The following is a 12,921-nucleotide window of genomic DNA, read 5'->3' on the forward strand; positions in this document are numbered from 1 at the left end:
CGGCGACGGCGCTGGCCTGGCGCACCACCTACTACATCTGCAAGTGCGTCTACCGGCACGGCCCCGGCTTCCTCCAGGTCCGCGACCGCCGCTACGGCGAGCTGCGCCGGTTCACCATCGACGAGCCCGAGTACCACGCGGCCGTCGCGGGCCTCGCCGACGGTGCGCACGCGGGGACCGTCCCCGAGCCGGTCCTGGCCGACCTGATGGCCGAGACCCTGGTCCTGCGCTTCGGCGACCACCTCTGGTGGGCCCCCTACCGGGTCCGCCGCTGGTCGGAGGCGCCGCTGGTGATCTGAACCGGGAGGGGCCCGGTCCTGGCACGGGTACGGCCGTAGGGGACGGTGCCACCGGCACCGTCCCCTACGGCGTCCGGCGTCCCCAACGGCCTTGCTCCGTCGGCCTGTTGCCGCCGCCGGGGCGCCGGTCGCCGCGCCGGACGGCCGACCGGCGCCGCCCCTGTCCCGGACTCCCCGCAGGGAGCGGAGGCGGGCCGCGCCGTCGTGGGTCCGTCCGGCTCCGGATGCCGAGCCGGGCGATCCGCGCTTGAATGGTGATCGGCTCGATCGACAACGGAATCGATGGTCCGCCGGTGCGGTGCACACACCCGACCGGTATGCGGTGCCCCGCGGGGACCCGCGCGGCAGTCAGTCGAACCCTCTCCCGGGGACCTGAACCCCCTCCCTGCCAAGGAACGAGGAACCGGTATGAAGTCCGCCCGAATCCGTACCACCGCCCTCACAGCGGCGGCGGCCCTCAGCCTCCCGCTCTCCCTGGGCATCCTGGCGCCCCAGGCGTCCGCAGACAGCATGACGCCCAGCCCCAGCGACACCATGTCCGCGTCGCCGTCGACGAGTGAGAAGCCCTTCGGACCCGGATGTTCCTCGCTGCCCAGCAGCGGTGACGGGAGTTCCGCGGAGATGGCCAAGGAGCGCGTCGCCACGGCGGTCGAGAAGAACCCGAAACTGTCCATGCTGGCCGACGCCATCAAGAAGACCGATCTGGCGAGCACGCTGAACGACCTCAAGGGCAGCACCGTCTTCGCGCCCACGAACGACGCGTTCAACAAGCTCGGCACGGTCAAGAAGAACGCGCTCCTGGCCAACAAGGCGGAGCTGAAGAAGGTCCTCGAGTACCACGTGATCAAGGACAAGAAGATCACCAAGTCCGAGCTGGCCCACGGCGACTTCACCACGCTGGAGGGCGGCAAGCTCACCACCTCGGGCTCCGGCGACTCGTACAAGGTGAACGACAAGACGCCGATCGCCTGCGGCGGGATCGCCACCAAGAACGCCACCGTCTACCTCCTCGACGGGGTCCTCATCCCGCCGATGATGACCACCCCCTCGGCCTCGACCTCCCCGTCCTCCTGACCGCAGCGCCGGCTCCCCCGTGACCGGGGCGGGCCGGACGGACGGACCCGGTGCGACCCCGGGGACCGCGCGCGCTCTCCCGTACGGCGACCCGCCGACGGGGACGCGCCCGGCCCCGGGGTCGCCGCCGTGCCGCCGGGAGGGCCCGCGGGCGCGGCCGACGGGGGCCGCGGAAGAGGGCCGATCGGCCCCGCCCGCGCGGACGTTCGGCATCCGGTGGCGAGGACCGCCGCCGGAGGAGGATGAGGTGCGTCGGACCCGCCGGGACGACGCCTCAGCTCCTCGCCGAAGGGATCACCACCGTGACCGTTCACCACCCGCCGCACCGGAGCCGGGGCCTGCGACTGCCGTCCCCCGCGACCGGGTCCGCGCTCCCGGACGGCGGCCTCGCGCGGGCCTGCGCCGTGGCGGCGCTCCGCGTGGTCACCGGGTTCGTCTTCCTGTGGGCCTTCCTCGACAAGACCTTCGGGCTCGGCTACGCCACCCCCGCGGGCAAGGGCTGGGTCGACGGCGGGTCCCCGGCCGGGGGCTTCCTCGCCGGGGTGTCCGCCGGGCCGATGCGGTCCACCTTCCACGCCTGGGCGGGCGCGGCCTGGGTGGACTGGCTGTTCATGCTGGGGCTGCTCGGGATCGGGGTGGCGTTCGCCGCCGGTATCGCGCTGCGCCCGGCCGCGGTCGCGGGCACGCTGATGACGGGGCTCATGTGGGTCGCCGAGTGGCCGCCAGCGCGGCACCTCGCGGACGGTTCGCCGAGCATGTCGACCAACCCGTTCGCCGACTACCACCTGGTCTACGCGCTGGTCCTGATCGCGCTGGCCGCCGTCTCCGCCGGGGACGTCCTCGGTCTCGGCCGGATCTGGGCCATGCTCCCGGTGGTCCGCCGCACGCCCTGGCTGCGCTGACCGGTCGGCGCCGCGCGCCGGTGCACGGGCCCGTCACAGCAGGGCGCGGATCTCCGCGGCGAGCGCTCCGGGCGCGCTCGCCGGCACCATGTGGTCGGCCCCGGGCAGGACGACGTGCCGACCGCCCGGGGACTGCCGCGCACGGTGTGCGTGGGAGGCCGTGGCCGCCTCCCGGACGGAGCGCGTCATCCCGGGCGACGTGCGGCCCGCCGAGACGACGGTGAGCGGGACGCCGTCCAGCGCGGGCGGGGCGTCGAGCAGGCGGCGCAAGTCGCCCTGCGTGTCCTCCAGTTCGCGGGCCCTGGTGCGCATGGCCGCCACCGTGAAGCCCTCGGCCCGCAGGTCGGCCGCAGCGTCCGGGGGCAGCGCCGAGGTCAGGGAGCGGTGGACGAAACCCAGCAGTCCGGCACGGGCCAGGAGCATGCTCAGGTGCTGGCCCGCCCGCTCCTGGCGGCGCATCCCGGGCGACAGCAGCAGCGGGCAGGACTCGTCGGCCGGGTCGACGAGGACCAGCCCCGCGATCCGGTCGGGCCGTTCGGCCGCCGCGAGACGCACCACGGGCCCGCCCCAGCTGTGGCCGACCAGGACGAACGGGCCCGCGCCGAGCGGCTCCAGGTGGCCGAGGAGGTCGGTGAGGTCGCGGGCGAGGGCGTCGAGGCGGCGTGAGCCGGGGGCGGGCGCGCTGCGGCCGAGTCCGGCGCGGTCGTAGACCACGGTCGGCGCCGCGTCGCCCAGTTCCCGCTGCACGGCGGCCCACCAGGAACGTCCGGCGGCGAGCCCGCCCTCGAAGACGACCGTGGGTCCCGCGCCGTCCCCGCCGGCCGGGCGGCGCTGGAGGGCGAGACGGCGGCCGTCCCGGGTGGGCGCGAAGCCGGGCGCGCCCTGGCTGTGCCCCGGCGCGTCCCACGCGGCCCGCCGCCCGCCGTCCCGTTCCCCCGCCATGCCGCCCCCGTCCAGAGATGTTAGGTAACCCTAACCTCTCCCGGGGCGGACGGACCCCGGCGCCTTCCGGGCTCTAGATGACGCCCAGGTCGAGCATGGTGTCGGCGACCTTGAGGAAGCCCGCGATGTTGGCGCCGACGACGTAGTTGCCCGGGGCTCCGAACTCCTCGGCCGTCGCGCGGCAGGTGGAGTGGATGCCGGACATGATGGCCGCGAGCCGCCGGTCGGTCTCCTCGAAGGTCCACGCCTCGCGGGAGGCGTTCTGCCGCATCTCCAGCGCCGAGGTGGCCACACCGCCGGCGTTGGCGGCCTTGCCCGGCCCGAAGGCGACCCCCGCCTCGTGGAGGAGCCGGACCGCGCGCGGGGTGGTGGGCATGTTGGCGCCCTCGGCGACCGCCACGACGCCGTGCCCGAGCAGGGTCCTGGCCGCGGGTTCGTCGAGTTCGTTCTGGGTGGCGCAGGGCAGCGCCACCGTGCACGGGACGTCCCAGACGGAGCCGCCCTCGACGTAGCGGGCGCCAGGCCGCGCCTGGGTGTACTCCTTGATGCGGCCGCGCCGGATCTCCTTGATCTCCCTGACCAGGTCGACGTCGACGCCGTCCTCGTCGACCACGTAGCCGCCGGAGTCGGACAGGGCGACGACCGTCGCGCCGAGTTCGCGGGCCTTGCGGGCGGCGTGGACGGCGACGTTTCCCGAGCCGGATATGACGACCCGCCTGCCGTCCAGGTCGAGGCCGCGGGCGGCGAGCATCTCCGCGACGAAGTAGACGGTGCCGTAGCCGGTGGCCTCGGTACGGACGTGCGAGCCGCCCCAGTTGAGGCCCTTGCCGGTGAGCACCCCGGACTCGTAGCGATTGGTGATGCGCTTGTACTGGCCGAACAGGTAGCCGATCTCCCGGCCGCCGACGCCGATGTCCCCGGCGGGGACGTCCGTGTTCTCGCCGAGGTGGCGGTGGAGTTCGGTCATGAACGACTGGCAGAACCGCATGATCTCGGCGTCCGAGCGGCCCTTGGGGTCGAAGTCGGAGCCGCCCTTGCCGCCGCCGATGGAGAGCCCGGTGAGCGCGTTCTTGAAGATCTGCTCGAAGCCGAGGAACTTGACGATGCCGAGGTTGACCGAGGGGTGGAACCGCAGTCCGCCCTTGTACGGTCCGAGGGCGGAGTTGAACTCCACGCGGAAGCCCCGGTTCACCCGGACCTGTCCTGCGTCGTCCACCCACGGGACCCGGAACAGCAGCTGCCGTTCCGGTTCGCAGAGCCGTTCGAGGACGCGGTGCGCGACGTAGTCGGACCTGCGGGCGAGCACCGGTTCCAGGGACTCCAGAACCTCGAGCGCCGCCTGGTGGAACACGTCCTGCCCGGGGTCGCGGGCCACGAGAGCCGCGAAGACATCGGCGGTCAGGCGCAGTTCGCCGGACGGCGGGTGCGAGAGGGTCACGGGACATACCTCCTGGTACGACGTGTGTGCGGGTCACGGCAGTGTGTCAGGCGGGCCGGTCGGCGCCGAGAGCCGCGGCCCCGCCGTCCACGGAGTGGACACCCGGCCCACCCGCAGGCGGCACCCGCGCGGCCCGGCGGGTGGCCGCATTTCCGGTCCGACCGCGCGGGAACGGCGAGCATTCATGGCGCCACAGCGGTGATATACCGCACGGCGCGATCGAGATCCACCGTTTTATCGAGGAGTGCCGGAAGAACTGCCCGCTGTCGCCGTGACCATCGCGCGGGAACCCGATAAGACAGGGGAAACCGCAGGTCAAAGGGTCTTTGCTCGCGCGCCGAGTTGAGGGCTGACGGGTCAGGATATAGTGCGCCGGGTGAGGGGTGTCGCGCTTCTGGCAGGGCAATCCAATTCAGCCAGTCCGGCGCCTTCAGCGTAAAATTTGGCGAAACTTTTTCACGCCAGTGCCGTCTGGCGGGAATATTTTCCTTGCTCATTTTCTGCAGGAGGACTGCTCCATGACCGACCGCCCCCTGACGCTCATGGCCGTGCACGCCCACCCCGACGACGAGGCCACCGGAACCGGCGGCGTGCTGGCGCGGTACGCGGCCGAGGGCATGCGGACCGTCCTCGTCACCTGTACCGACGGCGGTTGCGGCGACGGACCGGGAGGGGTGAAGCCCGGCGAGCCCGGACACGACCCCGCCGCCGTCGCCGCGATGCGCCGCGAGGAACTGGAGTCGAGCTGCGCGGTGCTGAGGATCAGCGACCTGGAGATGCTCGACTACGCCGACTCCGGGATGACCGGCTGGCCGACCAACGACGCCCCCGGGTCGTTCTGGCGGACCCCGGTGGAGGAGGGCGCCGCCCGGCTCGCGGAGCTGATGCGGCACTACCGTCCCGACGTCGTCGTCACCTACGACGAGAACGGCTTCTACGGGCACCCCGACCACATCCAGGCCCACCGCATCACCATGGCGGCGCTGGAGATGACCTCGCTGACGCCGAAGGTGTACTGGACGACGATGCCGCGCTCGATGATGCAGCGGTTCGGTGAGGTCATGCGGGAGTTCGGCGACGACATGCCGGAGCCGGACCCCGCCGAGGCCGCCGCGCTCGCCGACATCGGCCTGCCCGACGACGAGGTGACCACCTGGGTGGACACCACCCCGTACAGCGGGCAGAAGTTCGACGCGCTGGCCGCCCACGCCAGCCAGGGCGAGAACATCTTCTTCCTCAAGATGGGCAAGGAGAAGTTCGCCGACTTCATGGGCGTCGAGACGTTCGTGCGTGTCAAGGATTCCACCGGCGCCGCCCTCCCCGAGGACGACCTCTTCGCCGGACTGCGCTGACCCGGCGGTCCGCGCGCTCCCCGTGGGCCGCGCCGCGGGGCGGGTTCCGGCGGTGCGGCCCGCGCGGCGGCGCACCGGGCTCGTCCTCCGGTCCGGGTCCCGGCCGGGGCGGACCCCGGGACCCGGTGGTGCGCCCCGCACGGTCCGGGTGCCGGGGCCGGTCGGCCCTACCGCGCCGACCCGCGCTCGGGGTTCGCTCTCCTCATGGCCGAGCAGGACTCCGCCCTCGCGGCGGACCACCCCGTCGCACCGCGGCCGGGCACGGACCCCGCCGCGTCCGGGACGGCGACCGTCGTCGCGCTGCACGGCGAGATCGACGTGCTGACCGCGTTCGCGCTCTCCGACCGCCTGGACGCGCTCACCGCACGCCCGCACCCCGATCTGGTGCTCGACCTGCGCGCGGTCGGCTTCATCGACTGCGCCGGGCTCGGCGTCCTGTGCCGCGCGCGCAACCGGGTGCTGGCCCGCGACGGCCGCCTGCGGCTGGTCACCGAGAGCGCGAGCCTGCGCAGGCTGCTGCGGGCCGCGGGCCTCGGCGGCGTCTTCGAGCTGGTGACCGCCCCGCCCCGTCCCGCGCGCGGCGGATCGGGCCGGTGACGGTCCCATCACCGCTGCCCCGCACGGGAGTTGGGGATGACGTCCGCCGCCCCGATGGTGCCGTTCGGCCCTATGCGCCACGGCCCCGCCTCGGCGAGGATCCCGGCAGGAACCCGGACGAAGGGGCGTCATGGACGGCATACGGGAGTTCTCGGAGCGCAACCCGGTTCGGGTCTTCCTCCTCGACGACCACGAGGTGGTCAGGCGCGGCCTGCACGACCTGCTGGACGCCGAGCCCGACATCGAGGTCGTCGGCGACGCCGGGACCATCGCGAAGGCACTGGCCCGGGGCCCCGCCCTGCGCCCGGACGTGGCCGTCCTCGACGTCCGCCTCCCGGACGGCAACGGCATCACCGTCTGCCGCGAGCTGCGCGACCGTCTGCCGGGGCTCGCCTGTCTGATGCTGACGTCGTTCGACGACGACGACGCGCTCCTGGACGCCATCATGGCCGGCGCCGCCGGGTACGTCCTCAAGCAGATCAAGGGGTCCGACCTCGTGACCGCCGTGCGGACGGTCGCCTCCGGGCAGTCGATGCTCGACCCGGCCACGACCGCCCGGCTGATGAACAACCTGCGCGGCGCCGAGACCTCGCCCGACCCGCGCGGCGAGAGCCTCGACCGGCTGACGCCGCGTGAGCGGGAGATCCTGGCGCTGATCGGCGAGGGGCTCACCAACAGCCGGATCGGCAAGCGGCTCTTCCTGTCCGAGAAGACGGTCAAGAACCACATCTCCCGGCTGCTGGCCAAGCTCGGCGTCGAGCGCCGCGTCCAGGCCGCCGTCCTGGCCTCCCAGCACCGGCCGCCGCCCACCTGACCGGGGCGGGGGCCGGGTCGGTCGCGTCGGCGCCGCTCAGTCGCCGGGCAGCGGGACCCGCCACGTCAGCCGTGTCCCACCGCCCTCGGGGGTCTCCACCGTCAGTCCACCGCCGAGCTGGAGGGCGCGTTCCGACAGGTTGCGCAAGCCGCTGCGGCGGGTCTCCCCCGCCGGGACGCCCCGGCCGTCGTCCTTGACGGTCACGGTCAGCGCACCGGACCCGACGACGAGGGAGAGGTCGGCGGAGCGCGCGCGGGCGTGCCGGGCCACGTTGGCGAGCGCCTCCCCCAGCACGGCGACGGCGTGGTCGGCGACATCGGCGGGAACGTCCGTGTCCAGCAGCCCCTCCATGCGCAGGGACGGGGTGAAACCCAGCGCGGGCAGGGCGTCGTCGACGGTCTTGACGGCCCGCGCGCGCAGCCCGCGCCCGTCGGCGGCGCCGGGTTCGCGCGAGCGGAGTCCGAAGATGGTCGAGCGGATGATCTTGATGGTCTCGTCGAGGTCGTCGACGGCCCGCAGCAGGCGTTCCGATCCTTCCGGCCGTGACACGAACCGGACGGTGCTCTGGAGGGTCATGCCGGTCGCGAACAGCCGCTGGATCGCGAGGTCGTGCAGGTCGCGGGCGATCCGGTCGCGGTCCTCGAAGAGGGCGAGCTGTTCGCCGACCTGGCGCCGGTCGGAGAGTTCCAGGGCGAGCGCGGCCTGTCCGGCGAAGCCGCGCAGCGGCGCGGTCTCCGCCGAGGTGAAGAGCGGCCGTCCGGCGGCGCGGGCCAGGAGCAGCACGCCGCGCACCCGGTCGCCCGCCTCCATGCGCACGGCCGCCGCGGGGCCGAGTCCTTCCCAGCGCGGCGGGCCCGCGGTGATCCGGGGGTCGTCGCTCGCGTCGGGCGTGGTGATCGGGTCGGGGCCCGCGCAGGCCGCCCCCATGAAGGACGCCTCCCGGGGCAGCACCAGGCCGCGGTGGGCCTCGGCCCCGGTGCCGGAGGCGAGGGCGACCTGGAGTTCGTCCGAGCCGGGGATCGGGAGCGCCAGGACGCCGAGGTCGGCCTGGAGGATCTCGCGGGCGCTGCTCACGATCAGTTCGAGGGCCCGGGTCTCGGCGTCGCCGGAGAGGAGGGCGCGGGTGACCTCCGCGTTCGCCTCCAGCCAGCGCTGGCGGCGTCGTGCCTCCTCGTAGAGGCGGGCGTTCTCGATGGCGACGCCCGCGGCGACGGCGAGGGTGGCCAGCACCGTCTCGTCCTCGGCGTCGAAGGCGGCTCCGCCGCGTTTCTCGGTGAGGTAGAGGTTGCCGAACACCTCGTCGCGGACCCGGATCGGCACCCCGAGGAAGGAGTGCATCGGCGGGTGTCCGGCGGGGAAACCGTAGGACGCCGGGTGGTCGGAGATCTCCGCCAGCCGCAGCGGCTCGGGGTGCCGGATGAGTTCACCGAGGATGCCGTGCCCCTGGGGCAGGGCGCCGATGCGGGCGACCCGGGCGTCGTCCAGACCGACCGTCAGGAACGCGGAGAGCCGCCGTTCCTCCTGCTCGCCGATCACGCCGAGGGCGCCGTACTCGGCGTCCACGAGGACCACGGCGGTCTCCACGATCCGCCGCAGCACCTGGGACAGGTCCAGTTCGCGGCCGACGGTGAGGACCGCCTCCAGTAAGCCGTGGACCCGCTCCCGGGTCCCGCGCACCGTGTTGATCCGCTGCTGCAACTCGTTCAACAGGTCGTCCAGGCTGGACCGTTCGGCCCGCCGTCCACCGTTCGCGCCTGCCTCGGCCACCGCCGCACTCCCGTTCCGTCCGGGTGGGCGCCCCACCGGAGTGATCCGTCCGCGTGGGTGCGCGACGGAGGTTCGTGACGCCCGCTGGCCGAGGGTACGGGTGGACCGGGCGCCGGACTCCACCGGGTCGGGGCCGCGGTGCCTCGCCGGGACCGGGCCGCGCGGCGGTGCCTCCGGCCGTCCGTCAGGAGGGTCGGCCGGACGACGCGTCGCCCTGCGGCCCGTACAGGTCGAGGAGGCGGGTGCGGGTGCTCTGGAGCCGCTCCGCCACGACCTCGGCGACCTGCCGGGAGACGGCGCGGCCGAAGACCGGGTCGGCCTCGCACAGGGCGCGGACGATGGTCGCGTCGAACTCCACCGCCCGCACCGGGGTCTGCGCCCGCGCCCCGAGATGCCAGGAGTAGGGCGGGAACAGCCATGACCAGCCCAGCAGTTCACCGGGGCCCAGGGCCCCGACGACGGCGGCGCGGCGGCCGGGCACGTGCAGGTCGAGCAGGACGGTGCCGGTCCTGACGATCCAGAACCGATCGGCCCGCTGCCCCTCCTCGAAGAGGCGGGTCCCGGCGGGGAAGGACACCTCGGCGGCGAGCCGCAGCATGCGCTCCCGGCTCGCCGCGGGCAGTCCGTCCAGCAGGGTGGTGGTCATGGCGCCTCTCCTCCGGTCCGTCGGCTCCGCCGGTCGGCGTGGCGCAGAAGCGTGGTGTTCGTGCGCGGTTCCAGCACACCGTGCGACGGCGGGCGCCGCAGGGTGCCGGACCGGTCCCGTCCGGCGGCCGGAGGTCCCCGCCGCGCCGGTGCCGTTCGGCCCCGGGAAAGCCCGGGTCGGGGACCGTCCGGCCCCACGGAGACGGAGACGGCAACGCGGCAACGCGGCAACGCGGCAACGCGGCAACGCGGCAACGCGGCAACGGCACTGATACCGGCACCGGTACCGGCAGCGGCCGCTTTCGGCTGTCCGCTCTCCGCCCGCCCGCCCGTCCGCCGTCATCGCGTCGTCCAGCACTCCGCCGCCTCGCCGTCATCGCGCGCCGTCCAGCCCTCCGCCGTGCACGGTCCGACGTGAACGGTTGGGCCTATAAACGGAGTTGGGGGCTCGGCGTCGCAGGTCACCGAACCCGCGTCATGGATGTCCACCCCGGCGTCGTGGGTGTGCGCCCCGGTGTCGCGCGGACGGCGCGTCAGGGGACGGCGAGGCGGTCCACCAGGAGGTCGACGCGGCGTCCGACGTCCCCGGGCGGGAGGCGGCCCGCGCGGGTCAGGGTCGCGAGCCCGTGCAGGGCCGCCCAGAAGACCTCGGTGAACAGGCCCGGGTGGACGCCGTCCCCGGCGACCTCGCCGAGGCTCTCCAGCAGCGCGGCGAAGGCGTCCTTCAGCGGCTGCGGGGTCTCCTCCTCGGCGAAGGCCAGGCCGCCGTCGAGCCGGAACAGGGCGTCGTAGACCGCCGGGTTGCGCTCGGCGAAGTCGAGGTAGGCGCGGGCGAGGGCGGCGGCGCGGGCGCGCGGGCCGTCGGCGCCGCCGGCCGCGGTCCGCAGCTCGGCGGCCAGCTCCGCGGCCCCCTGAAGGGCGACGGCGCCGACGATCTCGCGCTTGCCGCGGAAGTGGCTGTACAGCACGGGCTGGCTGTACTCGATGCGCTCGGCGAGGCGGCGGGTGGTGACCGCGTCCCAGCCCTGCCGTTCGGCGAGTTCGCGGGCGGTGGCCACGATGAGGCGCTCGCGGTCCGCCCGTTCGCGCTCCTTGCGTTCCTGTACCGACATGCCCCGATCCTAGCACCGCTAGACATTCGAGCGGCAGCAGGTCTAGCGTTGCCTCATCATCTAGCAACGCTAGCTCTCGGGAGGGTCGTCATGCTGGACGCACTTCAGGTCGTCACCACCGTGGTCGTGGGGCTGATGGTGGGGGTGGAGTTCTCGGTCGCCTTCGTCGTCAACCCGATCCTCGACGGACTGCCCGGCGACGGCGCCCTGCACGGCCGCGCCCGCGGGGGCCGGATGCTCGGCACGGTGATGCCGTTCTGGTACGCCGGATCGCTCGCGCTGGTCGCGGTCCTGGCCCTCGCCGGACGGCAGCACGGCACCGCCCTCGTCGCCGTCTCCGCCGGGTTGCTCCTGGTCAGCGTGGTCATGTCCGTCCTGCTGCTCGTCCCGATCAACAACCGGAGCAGGACGTGGACGGCCGAGACCGCCCCGGCGGACTGGCGGCGGCAGACGGACCGCTGGGACCGCCTCCACCGCGTCCGCGTCGCCGTCGTCGTCGCCGCCTTCGCGCTGCTGGTCACCGCCCTGACCTGAGCCCGCGCCCCGGACGGGCGGGCGGCGCGGCGCGCACCCCGGGCCGCCCGGAACGTCGGCGCCGACCCCGACCGGCGCGGCACGGGCGGCTCCGACCGGGGCCGGGTCTCAGCGGTAGCCGGTGGTGTCGGCCGGGCGGCCCGCGTCCTGCACCTCGACGAGGTAGCGCCAGGCGTCGGGGCGGCTGCCGTCGAGGTCCGTGAAGCCGTAGGCGCGGGCCAGGCCGCCGCTGGAGAGCGAACTCCCGTTCCAGCGGGCCGACTCGGGGTCGGCGGCGAGGGCGGCGACGGCCCGGCCCACGTAGCGCGGGCGCTCGGAGATGGCGAAGTGCGGGACGCGGTCGAGGGCGTCGCGCCAGTTCTCCTCCCGCACCCCGAACTCGTCGAGCATGATCTCCGAGCGCATCCAGCCGGGGGTGAGCGCGACGGCGGTGGCGCCGCGCGGCCCGAGTTCATGGCCGAGCGCGAAGGCCATCCGCAGCACGGACGCCTTGGCCAGGTCGTAGAAGAGGTTGACCCGGTAGGTGTCGCGGTTGTAGTCGGCGGTGCCGTCGGTCATCTCGACGACGAGTCCGCCGGGGCGGCGCAGCAGCAGGGGCAGGGCGTGGTGGCTGGTGATCGCGTGCGTCTCGACGGCGAGCCGCAGCAGCCGCAGACCGTTGCCGAGGTCGTGCTCCCACACCGGCGTGTCCCACTCGAAGAGGCGCTCGCCGCCCCAGATGTCGTTGACCAGGAGGTCGAGCCGGTCCTGTTCGGCGGCGATCCGGTCGACGAGGGCGGCGACCTGGGCCGGGTCGAGGTGGTCGGTGGGGACGGCGATGCCCCGGCCGCCCGCAGCGGTGACGAGGTCGGCGGTGTCCTCGACGGTCTCGGGGCGGTCATACTCGGAGCGGCGCAGCCGGGTGGTGCGTCCGGTGACGTAGACGGTGGCCCCGGCGGCGCCCAGTTCCACGGCGATCCCCCGCCCCGCGCCGCGGGTCGCCCCGGCGACCAGGGCGACCTTGTTCTCCAGCGGTCCGGACATGTCCGACCTCCCGTTGCACGTGTCGTGGCGATGTTGGTGTCACGGCCCAGGCTGCCGGGATATCCGGACATCTTCTGTCGGTGTTCTCTCCCGGGATCTTCAGAGGGTCCCTCCGCGAGGGGGGCACGGTGAGCGGAGCACCGGGGGGCGCTGGACGGTGCCCGTCGAAGGTGGAGCGCCGCCATGGACGGACGGGCCGCCTCCAACAGGCAACCGGAAGGGTGTCAACTTCCTTGCGCTGAGGGCTCGTTGGTCAAGCGCGTGTTGCCGTGGCGTTGCCGCGCATGACCCTCGATGTCGTGTTCATGACTGTCTCGCGATGCCCCTTGTCCGGCTACCGGGAGTGGGCACATCGTCGCTCCGAGGCACCGCACCGGTGCCCCGTCAGGCCCGGCGCGCGGCCGTCCCCCACGGCACGCGCC

Annotated in this window: 13 protein-coding genes; 7 read left to right on the forward strand and 6 right to left on the reverse strand. The window is 73.9% G+C overall.

What is annotated here, in order from left to right; translation table 11 throughout:
- The 3 genes from GA0115242_RS33740 to GA0115242_RS33750 form a co-directional block, all read left to right on the forward strand.
- The coding region (locus GA0115242_RS33740; protein ID WP_237549466.1) for a DUF5825 family protein at positions 1-299 on the forward strand (299 nt) is incomplete at its 5' end.
- Positions 300-707: 408 nt separating this feature from the next.
- Positions 708-1,373 (forward strand): fasciclin domain-containing protein, encoded by a 666-nt coding sequence (locus tag GA0115242_RS33745; protein ID WP_093835360.1) that lies wholly within the window; start codon positions 708-710, stop codon positions 1,371-1,373.
- 302 nt (positions 1,374-1,675) lie between these two features.
- Positions 1,676-2,275, forward strand: a complete 600-nt coding sequence (locus GA0115242_RS33750) for a hypothetical protein (protein WP_176729963.1) — start codon at positions 1,676-1,678, stop codon at positions 2,273-2,275.
- A 33-nt stretch (positions 2,276-2,308) separates the two neighbouring features.
- On the opposite strand, the gene GA0115242_RS33755 is transcribed toward GA0115242_RS33750, so the two are convergent.
- Together GA0115242_RS33755 and gdhA are read right to left on the reverse strand one after the other, a co-directional pair.
- Entirely contained in the window at positions 2,309-3,217 is a 909-nt protein-coding gene (locus tag GA0115242_RS33755) for an alpha/beta fold hydrolase (protein WP_093835364.1), read from the reverse strand.
- 73 nt (positions 3,218-3,290) lie between these two features.
- Positions 3,291-4,625, reverse strand: coding sequence for an NADP-specific glutamate dehydrogenase (gene gdhA / locus GA0115242_RS33760; RefSeq protein ID WP_093835414.1), 1,335 nt, complete (start codon positions 4,623-4,625; stop codon positions 3,291-3,293).
- A gap of 548 nt (positions 4,626-5,173) precedes the next feature.
- Between gdhA and GA0115242_RS33765 the strand changes: the two genes are divergently transcribed.
- The 3 genes from GA0115242_RS33765 to GA0115242_RS33775 all read left to right on the forward strand — a co-directional run bounded on the left by GA0115242_RS33765 (position 5,174) and on the right by GA0115242_RS33775 (position 7,418).
- Positions 5,174-6,007, forward strand: coding sequence for a PIG-L family deacetylase (locus GA0115242_RS33765; protein WP_093835366.1), 834 nt, complete (start codon positions 5,174-5,176; stop codon positions 6,005-6,007).
- Positions 6,008-6,211: 204 nt separating this feature from the next.
- Entirely contained in the window at positions 6,212-6,604 is a 393-nt protein-coding gene (locus GA0115242_RS33770) for an STAS domain-containing protein (RefSeq protein WP_093835368.1), read from the forward strand.
- Positions 6,605-6,734: 130 nt separating this feature from the next.
- Complete coding sequence (locus tag GA0115242_RS33775) at positions 6,735-7,418, forward strand: response regulator (protein WP_093835370.1); 684 nt, start codon at positions 6,735-6,737, stop codon at positions 7,416-7,418.
- Positions 7,419-7,454: 36 nt separating this feature from the next.
- Here the strand turns inward: GA0115242_RS33775 and GA0115242_RS33780 are convergent, their stop codons facing one another.
- From GA0115242_RS33780 to GA0115242_RS33790, 3 genes are all read right to left on the reverse strand, one after another.
- On the reverse strand, positions 7,455-9,185 hold the full coding sequence (locus GA0115242_RS33780; protein ID WP_093835372.1) for a sensor histidine kinase: 1,731 nt from the start codon (positions 9,183-9,185) through the stop codon (positions 7,455-7,457).
- Between the two features lie 184 nt (positions 9,186-9,369).
- A complete protein-coding gene (locus GA0115242_RS33785) occupies positions 9,370-9,831 on the reverse strand; it encodes a Crp/Fnr family transcriptional regulator (RefSeq protein ID WP_093835374.1) in 462 nt (153 codons plus the stop codon).
- A gap of 532 nt (positions 9,832-10,363) precedes the next feature.
- Entirely contained in the window at positions 10,364-10,942 is a 579-nt protein-coding gene (locus tag GA0115242_RS33790) for a TetR/AcrR family transcriptional regulator (RefSeq protein ID WP_093835376.1), read from the reverse strand.
- A gap of 90 nt (positions 10,943-11,032) precedes the next feature.
- On the opposite strand from GA0115242_RS33790, the gene GA0115242_RS33795 reads away from it, so the two are divergent.
- Positions 11,033-11,476, forward strand: a complete 444-nt coding sequence (locus tag GA0115242_RS33795) for a DUF1772 domain-containing protein (RefSeq protein ID WP_093835378.1) — start codon at positions 11,033-11,035, stop codon at positions 11,474-11,476.
- Positions 11,477-11,584: 108 nt separating this feature from the next.
- On the opposite strand, the gene GA0115242_RS33800 is transcribed toward GA0115242_RS33795, so the two are convergent.
- Positions 11,585-12,499 (reverse strand): SDR family oxidoreductase, encoded by a 915-nt coding sequence (locus tag GA0115242_RS33800; protein WP_093835380.1) that lies wholly within the window; start codon positions 12,497-12,499, stop codon positions 11,585-11,587.
- Between the last annotated feature and the right edge of the window lie 422 nt (positions 12,500-12,921).

It is taken from the genome of Streptomyces sp. SolWspMP-5a-2 (assembly GCF_900091845.1).
Classification (GTDB): Bacteria; Actinomycetota; Actinomycetes; order Streptomycetales; family Streptomycetaceae; genus Streptomyces; species Streptomyces doudnae.